Source organism: Shewanella canadensis (assembly GCF_003966225.1).
In the GTDB taxonomy this organism is placed as follows: domain Bacteria; phylum Pseudomonadota; class Gammaproteobacteria; order Enterobacterales; family Shewanellaceae; genus Shewanella; species Shewanella canadensis.
In genome coordinates, this window is record NZ_RXNU01000004.1 from 503757 (window position 1) to 519701 (window position 15945).

The 15945-nt window shown below is 45.8% G+C and carries 16 protein-coding genes; all 16 read left to right on the plus strand.

The features are described from left to right. Positions 1 to 5 precede the first annotated feature (5 nt). Complete coding sequence (locus tag EKG38_RS10600) at positions 6 to 275, plus strand: flagellar biosynthetic protein FliQ (RefSeq protein ID WP_126520216.1); 270 nt, start codon at positions 6 to 8, stop codon at positions 273 to 275. A gap of 52 nt (positions 276 to 327) precedes the next feature. Then, positions 328 to 1125, plus strand: coding sequence for a flagellar biosynthetic protein FliR (gene fliR, locus EKG38_RS10605; RefSeq protein ID WP_126520217.1), 798 nt, complete (start codon positions 328 to 330; stop codon positions 1123 to 1125). A 32-nt stretch (positions 1126 to 1157) separates the two neighbouring features. Beyond that, on the plus strand, positions 1158 to 2291 hold the full coding sequence (gene flhB, locus EKG38_RS10610) for a flagellar biosynthesis protein FlhB (RefSeq protein ID WP_126520218.1): 1134 nt from the start codon (positions 1158 to 1160) through the stop codon (positions 2289 to 2291). A 292-nt stretch (positions 2292 to 2583) separates the two neighbouring features. Beyond that, positions 2584 to 4686: a flagellar biosynthesis protein FlhA gene (gene flhA, locus EKG38_RS10615; protein WP_126520219.1), complete on the plus strand. Its 2103-nt coding sequence runs from the start codon at positions 2584 to 2586 to the stop codon at positions 4684 to 4686. 11 nt (positions 4687 to 4697) lie between these two features. Continuing rightward, positions 4698 to 6092 (plus strand): flagellar biosynthesis GTPase FlhF, encoded by a 1395-nt coding sequence (gene flhF / locus EKG38_RS10620; RefSeq protein WP_126520220.1) that lies wholly within the window; start codon positions 4698 to 4700, stop codon positions 6090 to 6092. Between the two features lie 4 nt (positions 6093 to 6096). Continuing rightward, complete coding sequence (locus EKG38_RS10625) at positions 6097 to 6978, plus strand: MinD/ParA family protein (RefSeq protein ID WP_126520251.1); 882 nt, start codon at positions 6097 to 6099, stop codon at positions 6976 to 6978. After that, positions 6971 to 7690: an RNA polymerase sigma factor FliA gene (locus EKG38_RS10630; RefSeq protein ID WP_126520221.1), complete on the plus strand. Its 720-nt coding sequence runs from the start codon at positions 6971 to 6973 to the stop codon at positions 7688 to 7690. The genes EKG38_RS10625 and EKG38_RS10630 overlap by 8 nt, the downstream gene beginning before the upstream one ends. Before the next feature lie 34 nt (positions 7691 to 7724). After that, positions 7725 to 8108 carry a chemotaxis response regulator CheY gene (cheY, locus tag EKG38_RS10635; protein ID WP_012143382.1) on the plus strand — a complete coding sequence of 128 codons (384 nt, stop codon included), beginning with the start codon at positions 7725 to 7727 and terminating at the stop codon, positions 8106 to 8108. Between the two features lie 13 nt (positions 8109 to 8121). Then, complete coding sequence (locus tag EKG38_RS10640; RefSeq protein WP_126520222.1) at positions 8122 to 8859, plus strand: protein phosphatase CheZ; 738 nt, start codon at positions 8122 to 8124, stop codon at positions 8857 to 8859. Between the two features lie 15 nt (positions 8860 to 8874). Continuing rightward, positions 8875 to 11028, plus strand: coding sequence for a chemotaxis protein CheA (locus tag EKG38_RS10645; protein WP_126520223.1), 2154 nt, complete (start codon positions 8875 to 8877; stop codon positions 11026 to 11028). A gap of 25 nt (positions 11029 to 11053) precedes the next feature. Beyond that, the gene (locus EKG38_RS10650; protein ID WP_126520224.1) at positions 11054 to 12169 is read left to right on the plus strand and encodes a protein-glutamate methylesterase/protein-glutamine glutaminase; all 1116 of its coding nucleotides are present in this window, start codon (positions 11054 to 11056) and stop codon (positions 12167 to 12169) included. Next, positions 12162 to 12830: a hypothetical protein gene (locus EKG38_RS10655; protein WP_246033131.1), complete on the plus strand. Its 669-nt coding sequence runs from the start codon at positions 12162 to 12164 to the stop codon at positions 12828 to 12830. The genes EKG38_RS10650 and EKG38_RS10655 overlap by 8 nt, the downstream gene beginning before the upstream one ends. A gap of 36 nt (positions 12831 to 12866) precedes the next feature. Further along, on the plus strand, positions 12867 to 13658 hold the full coding sequence (locus EKG38_RS10660) for a ParA family protein (protein ID WP_126520225.1): 792 nt from the start codon (positions 12867 to 12869) through the stop codon (positions 13656 to 13658). After that, a complete protein-coding gene (locus EKG38_RS10665; RefSeq protein ID WP_126520226.1) occupies positions 13642 to 14700 on the plus strand; it encodes a chemotaxis protein CheW in 1059 nt (352 codons plus the stop codon). The genes EKG38_RS10660 and EKG38_RS10665 overlap by 17 nt, the downstream gene beginning before the upstream one ends. Before the next feature lie 7 nt (positions 14701 to 14707). Further along, the gene (locus EKG38_RS10670; protein ID WP_126520227.1) at positions 14708 to 15199 is read left to right on the plus strand and encodes a chemotaxis protein CheW; all 492 of its coding nucleotides are present in this window, start codon (positions 14708 to 14710) and stop codon (positions 15197 to 15199) included. 176 nt (positions 15200 to 15375) lie between these two features. Continuing rightward, positions 15376 to 15777, plus strand: a complete 402-nt coding sequence (locus tag EKG38_RS10675) for a DUF2802 domain-containing protein (protein WP_185826835.1) — start codon at positions 15376 to 15378, stop codon at positions 15775 to 15777. Positions 15778 to 15945: the final 168 nt, after the last annotated feature.

Below are 15945 nucleotides of genomic sequence, written 5' to 3' on the forward strand. Positions count from 1 at the left end.
TCCTTATGAATCCTGAATCACTGGTCGATATATTCCGAGAAGCGTTAACCGTTATCGTGACAATTGTCTCCTTGATCATTGTTCCTGGTCTTATGATTGGTCTCGTCGTTGCCGTTTTTCAGGCGGCAACCTCAATTAATGAGCAAACGTTGAGTTTCTTACCACGTTTGCTTACTACTTTGTTTGCACTGATGTTTCTTGGCCACACACTGATACAAATTATGATGGAGTTCTTCATTCAGATGGTAAATATGATCCCGCAGGTTATCGGGTGATGCACATTTACCTGCAGGTGTTTATCTTTGACTGTATAAAGCGCCCTGGCTGATGGAAATTTTAATCGGCACCATCATGGATACCATAGCGTCATACATGTGGCCGCTATTTCGGGTATCGAGCATGTTGATGGTGATGGCCGTTTTTGGCGCTAATACCACTCCTGTCCGTGTTCGTCTGCTCCTGTCTATGGCGATCACATTCGCTATTGCCCCTGTATTACCCCCTGTAGAGAATATTGAACTTTTCGCCTTATCTTCGGTATTTGTGACCGCGCAGCAGGTATTAATCGGCGTTGCCATGGGGTTTGTCACCCTGTTGGTCATGCAGACATTTGTGTTGACGGGACAAATTATTGGTATGCAAACGAGTTTGGGTTTCGCCTCTATGGTTGACCCCTCATCGGGTCAACAAACCCCGGTGATCGGTAACTTCTTTCTACTGCTAACGACAATGATTTTTTTAAGTGTCGATGGGCACTTAGTGTTGATCAGGATGTTAGTGGTGAGTTTCGAGACGATCCCCATCTCCGATCAGGGGCTTAGTATTACCAGCTATAAGCTGTTAGCCGAATGGGGAGCCTATATGTTTGGTGCGGCGCTCACCATGTCAATTACTGCAATCGTGGCACTTCTATTGATTAACCTGTCTTTCGGTGTCATGACCCGAGCGTCGCCACAACTTAACATTTTTGCGATTGGTTTTCCCGTGACCATGGTCAGTGGCTTGATCATTTTATGGTTAACCCTGACTCCGATTATGGAGCATTTCGGTGAGGTCTGGCGTGCCGCTCAGTTATTACTCTGTGATGTATTACTGCTTCAATGTAATGTCGATGGTCTTTTTTAATCATGCGAACGATAAAGCCCGGGAGTTAACCGATGGCTGAGAATGACAGCAGTCAAGAAAAAACCGAGGAGGCGACCCCCAGGCGCCGGGAGCAATCCCGGGAGAAAGGTCAGGTTGCCCGATCGAAGGAGTTAGGAACTTCAGCTGTCTTGATGGCAGCCGCTGTCGGTTTCGCGGTCACCGGACCAAGTATCGCCAAGAGTCTCTATAATATTATGGAGATACTCTTTACCATGGACAGAACGCAGATATATGACACCAATGAGTTGTTTCTAATCTGGTCTCTTATAGGTAATGAACTCGCCTTTCCTATGTTGAGCTTTATTGCAATACTTGCTCTCGTGGCATTCTTGGGTAACATTATTCTTGGCGGTATCACCTTCTCCACCAAGGCTTTTATGCCTAAAACGGATAAGATGAATCCGGTTAATGGCTTCAAACGAATGTTTGGGGTTCAGGCGCTCGTAGAACTGACCAAGGGTATCGCAAAATTTTCGGTAGTCGCATTATCCGCCTATTTTCTTCTAAGCTATTATTTTAATGATATTCTCGCGCTCTCTCGGGATCATCTTCCGGGTAACGTTTACCATGCATTAGATCTCCTGGTATGGATGTTCATCATTCTCTGCTCCTCCACAATTATCATTGTCGTTATAGATGTGCCGTTTCAAATCTGGAATCACAACAAGCAGCTGAAGATGACAAAGCAGGAGATAAAAGATGAATACAAAGATACCGAAGGTAAGCCGGAAGTTAAGGGGAAAGTAAGGCAGATGCAGAGGGAGATGGCGCAACGCCGCATGATGGGGGAGGTCCCTAATGCCGATGTGATTGTTGTAAACCCGGACCATTATGCCGTTGCGGTCAAATATGATGCCATGAAAGCCACGGCTCCCTTTGTTTTGGCAAAAGGCGTCGATGAAGTGGCATTCAAGATTAGGGAGATAGCGCGAGAACATGAGATTGCCATCGTTTCGGCCCCACCTCTGGCACGAGCTATATACCACACAACTAAAATCGATCAGGAGATCCCCGAAGGACTTTTCACTGCGGTAGCTCAGGTGCTCGCCTACGTATTTCAGCTACGTCAATTTCAAAAACATGGGGGTAAGCGACCCAATCCTATTCCAAGTGAGCAACCTATCCCTGATGAGCTTAAACACTAGAGTTACAGCCGTTAAGTGTTAAATAATGGGTAATTGAAGCCTGGCTGAGTCGATATAAGGATATTAACCCGCAGATCTAGTTGCATTCTTATCCACGTCTACCGCTTTTATCATTATATTGTCCATTTGAGATATTAAGCCGTTCATTTACCGTGTGTTTAACGGTATAGTGGCGCAGCTAAAAATCTACTTACTAAATTTTTACTAAATTAGCACTAAATTACTAAACTCCCCATATTGGCTTAAAAATTGCTGAGTAAGGGCTAGATGTCAAAGTTTGGACTCTTTTTGAATGGATGTTAAAGCAAGCCTAGGTCAATTAAAGCAAGTAAGACCCGCCAATTTTAAAGGCCTGGGTACACCTCTGCTTGTTTTAGCCGCTTTGGCTATGATCGTATTGCCGATCCCAGCATTCCTGCTCGATATTCTTTTCTCTTTCAATATTGCCTTAGCGCTTATTGTATTGCTGGTATCTATCTATACCGACAGACCGCTGGATTTTGCCGCGTTCCCCAGTGTGTTACTGGTTGCAACCCTGCTGAGATTGGCACTTAACGTCGCCTCTACCCGAGTCGTATTACTCGAAGGTCACAATGGTGGTGATGCGGCCGGTAAGGTGATTGAGTCTTTCGGTTCTGTGGTGATTGGCGGTAACTATGCCGTGGGTCTGGTGGTTTTTCTCATTCTTATCATCATTAACTTCGCGGTAGTGACTAAAGGTGCCGGGCGTATCTCAGAAGTGAGTGCTCGTTTTACCTTGGATGCCATGCCTGGTAAACAGATGGCTATCGATGCCGACTTAAATGCCGGTGTGTTGAACCAAGACCAAGCCCGGGTTCGCCGCGCAGAGGTCACTAAAGAAGCTGATTTCTATGGCGCGATGGATGGAGCCTCAAAATTTGTAAAAGGTGATGCGATTGCCGGTATTATGATCATGGTGATTAATATACTGGGGGGATTCGTCATCGGTATGGTTCAGCATGGACTGGATTTCTCCTCTGCGGTAGAGATCTACACCCTGCTAACCATTGGTGATGGCCTGGTGGCTCAGATCCCAGGCCTGTTGCTCTCCATTGCGGCGGCACTCATGGTGACACGTCAAAATGAGTCGGGTGATATGGGCCAGATGATGATGAGTCAGATGTTTGACAATCCGAAATCGATAGCCATTGCCGCCGCAGTCCTGTTTATCATGGGTATCGTACCAGGGATGCCACATGTTGCCTTTCTCACTCTCGCTTTTGCCGTCGGCGGCGTTGCTTTCATAATGTATAAGAAGAAGGCAAATGCGCGCGAGAAAGCGCTGGAGTTGGCTAAGACCTCTCCGGCTGAGAAGGCCGATGCCGGTAAACCGAAAGAGCTCAGTTGGGATGATGTTCAACACGTCGATACCATCGGGCTCGAAGTGGGTTATCGATTGATCCCACTGGTCGATAAAGGCCAAGGTGGAGAGCTGCTGGGACGAATTAAAGGGGTAAGAAAGAAACTGTCTCAGGAACTTGGCTTCCTGGTTCCTGCGGTACATATTCGCGATAATCTGGATCTGTCGCCAAATACCTATCGTATCTCTTTAATGGGTGTAGCCTCTGGTGAAGCCGAGATCAGGCACGATTGTGAACTGGCGATTAACCCTGGACAGGTGTATGGCAAGTTAGATGGCATTGAAACCACCGATCCCGCCTTTGGGCTGGAGGCGGTGTGGATTGCACCTGAGCTTAGAGAGCACGCACAAACCTTAGGCTATACCGTTGTTGACGCTGCGACGGTTGTAGCAACACACTTGAGTCAGCTGTTAACGAATAATGCGGCTAAGTTACTGGGCTACGAAGAGGTTCAGCAGTTGATGGAGATGTTAGGTAAGCATTCTCCAAAACTTGTCGATGGGTTCGTGCCAGATGTGATGCCACTTGGCTCGGTGGTGAAAGTGATGCAGAACTTACTTAATGAAGGGGTTTCAATCCGAGACCTGAAGACCATAGTTCAGACATTACTGGAGTATGGCACTAAGAGCGCCGATACCGAGGTACTGACGGCCGCGGTGCGTATTGCACTGAAACGCATGATCGTTCAAGAGATCAGCGGGCCGGAGACAGAGATACCTGTCATTACATTGGCGCCAGAGTTGGAACAGATGTTGCATCAGTCTATGCAAGCGACTGGCGGTGAAGGTCCGAATATTGAACCTAGTCTAGCTGAACGTATGCAGAAGTCTTTAGAAGACGCATCACAGAGGCAGGAGATGGTCGGACAGCCGGCAATATTGCTTACATCGGGTATGTTACGTTCAACCTTGTCCAGGTTTGTTAAACATACAATTCCAAACCTAAGGGTGATCTCCTATCAGGAAGTGCCCGATGAGAAGCAGATTAGAATAGTATCTGCTGTCGGTCAGTAGAGGGTGTGTAAGTGAAGATTAAACGATTTTTAGCAAAAGATATGCGCACAGCTCTCGCCCAGGTTAAAGAGACCTTAGGTTCAGATGCCGTGATTATGTCCAACAAGAAAGTGACGGGTGGCATAGAGATAGTGGCGGCTGTCGATTACGACGAGCCTAAGCCAAAATTGCAGCAAACTGCAAATGCTGCTCCCACGTCATCATTTCTGGATTTAGCCGAAGAGAAAATTTCTCTTGGGTCAAAAAGACCCGTGCGGACGGAATCAAAAGTTAAGCCGGCTCCTGCCGCCGATTCATTGCAAGCCCTGTTAGAAAGACAACAGAGCCGGGTTAACCAACAGATCAGTCACAAGTCCGATGAGCTGGATATGCCCGAGTGGGCAAAAGGGTTACAAGCTCCATCTGTTAATGCGAGAGTAGCCGAACCCGAAGCAAAGCCATTTAATGGTCGAAGCGGGCATGAATCTAAAGTTAAACCAAATCAAGAGTTTGATGCGATGCGTGAAGAGTTAGCCTCTCTGCGTAATTTATTGACTCATCAGGTGACGTCGTTACTGACGGAGCAAAAGAGTCGGGTTAACCCTGTCGGTGCCATGTTAGAAAGTAAATTGCTAGATGCCGAGTTTTCACCGGCAGTGGCTGCAAAGCTTTCCGATTTGAGTGAACATTATACTCCGGCCGAACTCGTCAGAACTTTGCCGCGCAGTTTGGCTAATATGCTAGATAATCAAGGTGATGATATTGTTCGCCAGGGTGGGGTCGTCGCATTTGTTGGTCCGACAGGGGTCGGTAAGACAACCACAGTTGCAAAATTAGCCGCCAGATATGTTGCACACCATGGTGCAGATCAAGTTGCGTTGATTACTACCGATCATTATCGCATAGGAGCCTTTGAGCAATTGGCTACCTATGGCAAAATAATGGGGTGTCCGGTAAAGCAGGCACATGATCTTAATGAGTTGGAACAAATTCTTTATCAGTTCAGAAATCGCAAGCTAGTATTGATAGATACGGCGGGTATGGGTCAACGAGATATCAGGCTTTTCCAACAACTAGATAATTTAGCTGCAAATAGCAGAATACCTATACGCAGTTATCTGGTACTGTCTTCTACAGGGCAGAGAAGGGTCTTAGAGGACGCCGTAGCGCAATTTAAACGTATTCCGCTATCGGGAGCCGTGTTGACTAAGCTCGACGAATCAGTTTCTTTAGCTCCAGCATTGAGCGTATTGATACAAAGTGGGTTACCATTAAGTTATGTAACTGACGGGCAAAGAGTTCCAGAAGATATGCAAGTTGCTGATACCTTAGCTTTAGCCAATAAAGCGTTATCGGTATTAGATAAGAAAGAACACTTAGTACAGAACAATGAACGGTCAGATGAAAGGGCCTATGCATTTGAGTAAAGCAATGAGTCGGGATCAAGCAAGTGGTTTACGTATGATGAATCAACCTTATAACGAAAAAGTAAAAGTAATCGCGGTTTCCGGTGGTAAAGGTGGCGTGGGTAAAACCAGTGTCTCCATTAATACCGCCGTAGCCTTGGCTGAAAAAGGAAAGCGTGTATTAGTCCTGGATGCTGATTTAGGTTTGGCTAATGTCGATATTATGTTGGGGTTACGAGCCGATCGTAACTTATCACATGTATTATCGGGAGATGCAGAGCTAGATGATATTATCGTTCGTGGGCCTAAAGGTATCGGAATTATTCCGGCGACCTCGGGAACACAGGCGATGGTTGAATTGTCTCAGGCACAGCACGCCGGTTTAATTCGAGCCTTTAGTGAGATGCGTACCCAATTCGACATTTTAATTGTCGATACTGCGGCAGGTATCTCAGATATGGTATTGAGTTTTTCTCGGGCCTCTCAAGATGTGCTAGTAGTAGTCTGTGATGAACCGACATCGATCACCGATGCTTATGCCTTAATAAAGATATTGAGTCGTGAGCATGGTGTTTTCCGTTTTAAAATAGTTGCCAATATGGTGAGAAGTTTACGGGAAGGGATGGAACTCTTTGCTAAACTTAGTAAAGTTACGGATCGTTTCTTAGATGTCGCGTTGGAATTAGTTGCGACGATACCTTTCGATGAAAATTTACGTAAATCTGTACGTAAACAAAAATTGGTCGTAGAGGCGTACCCTAAATCACCGGCATCAATTGCTTATCATGGCCTGGCCAATAAGATAATTAGTTGGCCGATCCCTCAGCAACCAGGTGGTCATCTTGAATTTTTTGTCGAGAGATTAGTACAGCGACCTGAGTATCAAGAGGATAGGACGAGTGAGTAAAGCCGCTGCGTATACTTGTTTAGATAATAAAGCCTCAATAGTTGAACAGTATGCACCGTTGGTTAAAAAGATTGCCCACCATCTGTTAGCGCGTCTACCGGCATCGGTTCAACTCGATGACCTGTTGCAAGCCGGAATGATGGGGCTCCTCGAAGCTTCTTCGAAGTTTGATGGTAGCAAAGGGGCAAAATTTGAAACTTTTGCAGGCATTCGGATCCGTGGTTCGATGCTTGATGAGATCCGTCGGGGAGACTGGGTTCCACGCTCGGTTCATCGGAATCAAAGGCGCGTTGCTCAGGTTATCGGTGAGTTAGGGCAAGAGCTAGGCAGAGATGCCGTTGACAGCGAAATTGCACAGCGACTTGATATGTCGCTCGATGAGTACCATCATATTCTTAATGATGTTTCAGTAGGTAAAGTTGTTGGTATCGAAGACTTAGGTGTGTCGGTTGATGTTGTTAGCCATGATGAGGTTCAGCAGGACGATATATTTGAGTCGATAGCAGACGTGGAATTTCATAAGGCATTAGTGGAAGCTATCAAGCTTTTGCCTGAGAGAGATGGATTAGTTTTGTCGCTTTATTATGACGAAGCACTGAATTTAAAAGAAATTGGGGCCATTCTTGAAGTTAGTGAGTCGCGGGTAAGCCAGATATTGAGTCAGGCGATGCTCAGACTTAAAGCTAAACTTAAGCATTGGACAACAAAATAACAATTACATATTAAAGAGCTCCGCGGAGGAAACCTTGGACAAGAATATGAAGATTCTCGTTGTTGATGATTTCTCAACAATGAGGCGTATCATCAAGAACTTGTTAAGAGACTTGGGTTTTAATAACACTCAAGAAGCAGATGACGGTTCAACAGCACTGCCTATGTTGCAAAAAGGCGACTTCGATTTTGTCGTGACCGATTGGAATATGCCTGGTATGCAGGGGATCGATCTATTAAAAGCGATTCGTGCAGACGATGAGTTAAAGCACCTCCCTGTGCTGATGGTTACTGCAGAAGCAAAAAGGGAGCAGATCATCGCAGCAGCGCAAGCGGGTGTGAATGGTTATGTTGTTAAGCCTTTTACAGCAGCTACGTTAAAAGAGAAGTTAGACAAAATTTTTGAACGACTCGGATAATCAAGGTTGTGTTATGCAGGCTATAACCTCAGGGCTCATTTCGTTAGAGCAAGCAAATAAACTTGTCGAACTGCTGACCGAAGGCCAGCAAGAGCAAGCCGACGAGTTGATCAGGGACATTGCAACGCCAATTCAAAAAGAACTGTTCGATGAGGTAGGAAGACTGACTCGACAGCTTCACAGTGCCATTGTTGATTTTCAGGTCGATGACAGACTGATCACATTAGCGAGTACTGAGATCCCTGACGCTAAAGAACGCCTAAGTTATGTCATCGATATGACAGAGCAAGCTGCAAATAAAACCATGGATGCTGTTGAGGAGTGTCTGCCTTTGGCAGAGGCTCTGACAACGAATATTCAATCGGTAAAACCAACATGGGGTAAGCTCATGAGGCGTGATATCGAACTGAATGAATTTAAAGGTCTTTGTCATGACGTTCAGCAGTTTGTCGATCGAAGCGAATTGGATTCGATTCGTTTAAGAGAGCTACTAAATGAAATTTTATTGGCTCAAGATTTCCAAGATTTAACAGGGCAGATGATTCGAAGAGTAATCGACTTAGTACGTGAAGTCGAAAATAACTTAGTTTCTATGCTAACTGTATTTGGTGAACAGCCCGTTAGCGAGGACACACCAGTCACGACCAGCAACGTTGAAGCCGAGGGGCCTATCATGAATGCTGAAGAGCGTGATGATGTTGTCACAGGTCAAGACGAAGTCGATGATCTGCTTTCGAGTCTGGGTTTCTAATTAGGAGTCATATTAATGTCATTTGATGTTGATGAAGAGATACTGCAGGACTTTTTGATCGAAGCTGGTGAAATTTTAGAGCTTTTGTCTGAACAATTAGTCACTCTGGAAAATAACCCAGAAGATACGGAACTGCTAAACGCAATCTTTCGAGGTTTCCATACTGTAAAAGGCGGTGCAGGATTTCTTAGCCTGGGCCCAATGGTCGATGTGTGTCATGAAGCCGAGAATACCTTTGATCTGTTGCGGACTGGTAAGCGAGAAGTATCTTCAGAATTGATGGATATCATTCTGCAAGCAGTGGATGCCATCAACGCAATGTTTGCTCAGACCCAGGCTGGTATCGAGCAAGACCCCGCCGATGCAGAACTATTAGCCAACTTGAAATTACTGAGCTCCGGCGCTCCTTTTCCCGTCCCGACGGTTGATGAATCCATTGATGCCTCAATTGAGTTATTCGATGAAGCTCCCGCCGAGGAAGATTCGGGTATTGAGCTGTTTGATGAGGCTCCAGCCCCGAAAGCCAGCAGTGGCACAAGCGGCGGCAGTATTGATGAAATTAATGAGTCAGAATTTGAGGCGCTTCTCGATGCGCTTCACGGTGCGGCGAATGGTCCTACCGGTTCTAAAGATATCAAAGCAGATACACCACAAATTCCTGCAAGTAGTGATATCACAGACGATGAGTTTGAGTCACTGCTCGATGAGTTACATGGCTCAGGTCAATTTAAGAATAAGGACGCTCAAGTTGTCCCCCCTGTCGAGACTGCACCTCCAGCGGTAGATTCTGACGACATCTCTGATGATGAATTTGAAAAATTACTCGATGAACTGCATGGTTCGGGTGGAGCCCCAAAAGCTGTCACTAAAGCTCCTGTAGCTAGCCAGCCTAAGAGTTCACCTGCAGCCCCGGTTGCCAAGCCTGCTGCGAAAGCGCCGGTAGCTAAAGCGGCGCCTAAGGCTGTAGCCAAAGCGGCACCGGCAAATATGCCACAAGCGGAAACGACGGTTCGTGTCGATACTGCAAGGCTCGATCAGATCATGAATATGGTCGGTGAGTTAGTGTTAGTGAGAAATCGCCTTATCAGCTTAGGGATTAACCGAGACGATGAGGAGCTCTCTAAAGCCTTGGCTAATCTGGATCTTGTTACCGCCGATCTTCAAGGTGCGGTGATGAAGACACGCATGCAGCCGATTAAGAAAGTCTTTGGCCGTTTCCCTCGAGTCGTACGTGATTTAGCCCGTACCTTGAATAAAGAAATTGATCTGAGAATGATCGGTGAAGATACCGATTTAGATAAGAACCTTGTCGAAGCGCTTGCCGACCCTTTGGTTCACTTGGTTAGAAACTCTGTCGATCACGGTATTGAGATGCCTGCAGATCGAGAAGCTACGGGTAAATCCAGAACGGGTACCATTACCCTTTCAGCGAGTCAGGAAGGTGACCACATTCTATTGAAGATTGAGGATGACGGCGCCGGAATGGATCCAAATAAGCTTAAAGAGATCGCCATAAGCCGTGGTGTACTCGATGAAGACACCGCCTCTAGAATGACCGATAATGAAGCATACAACCTTATTTTTGCTCCTGGGTTCTCAACCAAAGTTGAGATTTCCGATATTTCGGGACGTGGCGTCGGCATGGATGTGGTTAAAACCCGCATTGCCCAATTGAACGGAAGCATCCATATTGATTCCTTGCAAGGTAAGGGGACTCGATTAGAGATTAAGGTACCGTTAACGCTCGCGATTATGCCGACACTAATGGTTGAGGTAGCAACACAGGTCTTCGCACTGCCTCTTTCCAGTGTGAGTGAAATTTTCCACCTCGATCTGACCAAGACAAATATCGTCGATGGTCAGCTGACTGTAATCGTTCGAGAAAAGGCCGTGCCTCTGTTCTATCTGGAGCACTGGCTAATCCGAAAACAGACCGGGTTTAAGCATGGTGATAAGCAACATGGCCATGTAGTTATTGTTCAACTTGGTACTATGCAGATAGGTTTCGTGGTTGATTCTCTTATTGGTCAAGAAGAAGTTGTCATTAAGCCTCTGGGCACCTTGTTGCATGGAACTCCAGGCATGGCAGGGGCCACAATTACATCCGACGGTGGTATTGCACTGATCCTTGATGTACCTGGTTTGCTGAAGAATTACGCAAAAAAATAAAACAACTTGCGGTATAGGAAATTGAATGGGCATTAAAGTTCTTGTTGTTGACGATTCCAGTTTTTTTCGTCGAAGGGTAAGTGAAATTGTCACTAAAGATCCAGAACTAGAGGTAATTGGTACCGCTTCCAATGGTCTGGAAGCCGTTAAAATGGCGGCGGAACTTAAGCCCCAAGTGATCACTATGGACATAGAGATGCCCGTAATGGATGGCATCAGTGCCGTTCGTGAAATTATGGGTAAAACTCCGACGCCAATTTTGATGTTTTCTTCATTGACTCAGGATGGCGCTAAGGCGACGCTTGACGCATTAGAAGCTGGGGCACTCGATTTTCTTCCTAAACGCTTCGAAGACATTGCGACCAATAAAGATGAGGCGATTCTCCTTCTGCAACAGAGAATTAAGGCTCTTGGGCGTAGAAGAGTTTATCGACCCGTAACCCGCTCTACGATACCGACGCCTGCTAAATCGACTAAAACGCCGGCATCTCCCCAGTTAACCCGCTCGGTGACACCCGCACCGGTTCCTGTAAGAGGAACTGTTGTTAAAAGGGCATCGGGTAAAAATTATAAATTATTATTGATTGGTACTTCTACCGGTGGGCCAGTGGCCTTGCAGAAGATATTGACACAACTACCGGCAAATTATCCCCATCCTATTTTATTAATTCAGCATATGCCGGCAGCCTTTACTCCTGCATTTGCCAGTCGCTTAAATGGCCTTTGTAAAATTCAGGTCAAAGAAGCCCAGACGGGTGACCAATTAAGACCTGGCACCGCATACTTGGCTCCTGGCGGGATGCAGATGATGCTTGAGAGGGGGGGAGCTCATGGTCGAATTAAAATTGTTGCTGGTAGTGCAGATATGAATTACAAGCCCAGTGTCGATATTGCGTTTGCTTCAGCTTCAAAAATATCCGGAAGGGAGACGCTGGCAGTGGTCTTAACCGGAATGGGGGCCGATGGAAGAGAAGGGGCCAGAATGCTTAAGAGTGCCGGTGCTACTATCTGGGCACAAGATGAAGCCAGTTGTATCGTCTATGGTATGCCACAAGCCGTGACCGCCGCAGGGATATCGAGTCAATCGATAGCGCTGGATGATATGGCCGAAGCTATTTTAAGAGAATCCAGCCATGGCTAGAGCCAAGAGAAAGATGAACACTTTCTCTATTCTGATTATTTTTCTACTCTCAATAGGCGTTTTTGTTACAACTACCCTCTATTTCGATGTGCGGCATAAAAATACATTGCTGCTCAGCGAGGTGGAGCGATTGCAAAGTAGCCAGGTTTTACTCATGGTGCCAGATGAGCAAGCTGAAGCTGTAGCAAAATGGATGGCCGAACATCCCAACGCGACACAGGAATTGCTCTCCCACGCTCAACCTCAGCAGGAAGTTAAGGTGACAGTTGGACCCGGTGTCGAGGTTTCTGAGGCTACTGCTCACAAAACGAGTCAAGATGAGTCGCGCAACACTGCACAATTGAGTCAGGATGATATAGTGGTACCAAGCAGTATTGCCCGCACTCCGAATAAGCAAAGTGATGAGCGACTAACTGATGGGGACTCTGTTAACGAAGCAACTGATCTATCCACGCATAGTTCACAAACGCCTTCTAATATCCCAGAAGCCGAGCTTGCTTCTACTCTTGAATCCGGTGGGGTAAAGAGTGAAGTCGACGGTAGCGGCGTTCAGAAAGAGTTAGTGGCGGTTCCCCTTACGATTTCAGAAAATGAAGATGGGGTTAAAGTGATAAGCTTGCCTCATGGCGGTATTCGAGTGACAACTCGAGAAAATAATTAAAAAAGTGATATTGATAGTGAATTTGAGGGGCGTTTTTTGAAGATCTGGACCATAGCAAACCAGAAAGGTGGCGTGGGTAAAACGACTACGGTTGCCAGTTTAGCCGGGGCCCTGGCTAAACGTGGCCAGCGTGTCTTGATGATCGATACCGATCCTCATGCATCACTGGGCTATTACCTTGGCATTGACTCCGAAGAGGTTCCTGGCTCTCTCTACGATGTTTTTTTGGCTCATAAGCAACTCACTAAAGAGAGAGTGAAGAGCCATATCGTCTCAACAGATGTTGAGGGGATCGACCTCCTTCCTTCTACTATGGCGCTTGCGACCTTAGACAGGTCTCTCGGTCACCAAGGTGGCATGGGACTCATACTGCAAAAACTGCTTGCCTTAGTGGAAGATGACTACGATGTCACACTGATCGATTGTCCACCAGTCTTAGGTGTGTTGATGGTCAATGCGCTTGCGGCAAGTCAGCATATTATTGTGCCTGTTCAAACGGAGTTTCTGGCGATTAAAGGCCTGGACCGAATGATAAAAACCATGATCTTAATGGGGCGGTCTAAGAAAACCAGATATAACTATACTGTTGTTCCTACTATGTATGACCGCCGGACGAAGGCGGCATCATCCGCCCTGCAGCATCTGGGAGAAAAGTATGGTGACAAACTCTGGCCGGATGTGATTCCGGTTGACACCAAATTCAGAGATGCGAGTTTAGCGCATCTTCCAGCTTCTCATTACTCGGCAAGCAGTCGTGGTGCGAAGGCATATGAAAGGCTGTTAGAACACCTGCTGACTGGGGAGCTTTCACATGACAACCTCAGTTGATGAAACGGTATTCGATTATTTTTCTCTGCTTCTTACTGAGGTAGAAGATGAACCTAATATTCAAGTTGAGGCGATAACTGCCGATATAGCTGAACAAGTGTTTCCCGAGCTGATTTCAGATGGGTCAAGTTCAAATGCGTTGAAATTGAAAGGTTTAAAATCAGAGCTTGTAAATAATGAGCCTGTCATTGAAAAGCCAGAAACGATTGAGACACCAAGGCTACAAACACAACTCAAGACTCAATCCCACAATAAGACGCAAACAGAGACGCAGGCGTTAACGAAATCAAAAATTAGAGAAACCGACCCTCATCTGGATAAGTTGGCTCTGGAGCAACTATTAGCGCCGGTTTTCAAACCTGAGCCACAGATTGAAACTGAATCAATTGTTAAGCTTCAGAATCAAACGCTTGCTAAATCGAAAATTAAGACGACATCTGTTCCGGATAAAGTCGCTGTTAAGCCTAAAGTCGACGTTCACGTTGAGAACAAGATTGATATTAAGCAAAATCAGGAACAGGAATTAGAGTTAAAAACACAATTAGGTGAAATTCCACCTAAAGTGACAAAAGATCTGCTTGAAACGCTCGATGATGAGTTTCAGGTACTATTCTTTAAGGTAGCAGGGCTGACATTGGCCGTGCCGTTAGTGAGCCTGGGCGGAATAGTTAAAATTGAACGGATTAATCATATTATGGGCAGACCCGCTTGGTACAAGGGAGTCCAAACATATAGAGACACACAGCTAAATATTGTCGATACCGGTGCATGGGTCATGCCTGAAAAGTACGATAAAGCATTAGCTGAATCCGTAAACTATCAATATGTTGTATTATTAGAAGATAGTAACTGGGGATTGACGTGTGAATCCTTGGTAAATGCAGTAAGAATCACGAAATCTGAGGTCAACTGGCGGAGCAAAGCTGGGAAGCGCCCTTGGTTGGCTGGTGTAGTAAAAGAGCAGATGTGTGGCATATTGCATGTGCAAGCACTCATAGAGTTATTAAATTCAGGTTTAGGTAGTCAGGATCCTGTTGGCTGAGGTAGATATGACAGACGCAAATAAAGTAGCGGTAGCGGTAAATAAAGATGATGAAGTGTTGCAGTGGGTAACCTTCAGACTCGACAATGAAACTTATGGCATTAATGTCATGCAGGTTCAAGAGGTATTAAGATATACCGAAATTGCACCCGTTCCTGGTGCTCCACACTATGTATTGGGCATTATCAACCTTAGGGGTAATGTTGTCACAGTCATAGATACGCGCACTCGCTTTGGCTTAGCTTCTGCTGAAATAGATGACTCGACAAGAATTGTGATCATTGAAGCTGAAAAGCAGGTGATTGGTATTCTGGTCGACAGTGTTGCTGAAGTTGTTTATCTTCGTGGTTCAGAGATCGATAATGCACCTAACGTCGGAACAGAGGAAAGTGCCAAGTTTATTCAAGGTGTGAGTAACAGGGATAATGAGTTACTTATCCTTGTAGACCTGGATAAGCTGTTATCTGACGAAGAGTGGATGGAACTGTCCCAAATTTAACCGCTACAGTTTCTGACTCTGGCTTCTATCTATCAGTTTCCATCTTTTAGATTGAGTTTCGCCAGAGTTTAGTTTCAGGAATTTGCTAGTCTATTTTCAGGTTCCGGTTTTGCCGGAGCCTGAAATCTTGTATCTTCTATAAAGTTACTTCATTAAAAGAGTCTTACTAATTGATTATCGGTGATGAAATCTTAATCGCAGCATTAGTGTATGTGGTTGCGTGTTTAGGCTTGGCATTCTTTCAGCAAAAGCAAACCGCTAAGCTTAAGGCGAAAGTCGATGCTCTGACCTTACTGGTTAAAGAGAGTGATCGGCAACGAGAAGCGGTAAAGCGTGAGTTGCAAGAGTTAAGAAGCGGTACTATCGGTGTCGGAAAACGCATGTTAGAGCTTGAAAAGAAAACATCGCAACAAGATGCCAGACTCGATGAAGCTAACCAACAAGACCCTCAGGCCAAGCTGTACACTCGGGCGATGAAAATGGTCGACTTAGGCGCCGGTGTTGAAGAGTTGATTCATGAATGTGAGCTTCCGAAAGCTGAAGCCGAATTAATCATCAGGCTGCATGGGAAAGGGTAGTCAGCTCCTAGGTTCTAGAACCTAGAGTCTAGGAACCACTTTGATATGACCCCGGCAAAGTGGACACGGGGTTTAAATTCTAGATTCAAATACAGTGGGACTCACTCCATCTAGAGTCCCATGTCTTCTCACTATATTATAATAATCATCGATATAGAACCGACATTG

Coding starts and splice junctions, on each gene's coding strand:
- EKG38_RS10640 (WP_126520222.1), top strand. CDS start 8,122: ATGCAGGCTATAACCTCAGGGCTCATTTCGTTAGAGCAAGCAAATAAA.
- fliR (WP_126520217.1), top strand. CDS start 328: ATGGAAATTTTAATCGGCACCATCATGGATACCATAGCGTCATACATG.
- EKG38_RS10655 (WP_246033131.1), top strand. CDS start 12,162: ATGGCTAGAGCCAAGAGAAAGATGAACACTTTCTCTATTCTGATTATT.
- EKG38_RS10625 (WP_126520251.1), top strand. CDS start 6,097: ATGAGTCGGGATCAAGCAAGTGGTTTACGTATGATGAATCAACCTTAT.
- EKG38_RS10645 (WP_126520223.1), top strand. CDS start 8,875: ATGTCATTTGATGTTGATGAAGAGATACTGCAGGACTTTTTGATCGAA.
- flhB (WP_126520218.1), top strand. CDS start 1,158: ATGGCTGAGAATGACAGCAGTCAAGAAAAAACCGAGGAGGCGACCCCC.
- flhA (WP_126520219.1), top strand. CDS start 2,584: ATGGATGTTAAAGCAAGCCTAGGTCAATTAAAGCAAGTAAGACCCGCC.
- EKG38_RS10665 (WP_126520226.1), top strand. CDS start 13,642: ATGACAACCTCAGTTGATGAAACGGTATTCGATTATTTTTCTCTGCTT.
- EKG38_RS10670 (WP_126520227.1), top strand. CDS start 14,708: ATGACAGACGCAAATAAAGTAGCGGTAGCGGTAAATAAAGATGATGAA.
- EKG38_RS10650 (WP_126520224.1), top strand. CDS start 11,054: ATGGGCATTAAAGTTCTTGTTGTTGACGATTCCAGTTTTTTTCGTCGA.
- EKG38_RS10600 (WP_126520216.1), top strand. CDS start 6: ATGAATCCTGAATCACTGGTCGATATATTCCGAGAAGCGTTAACCGTT.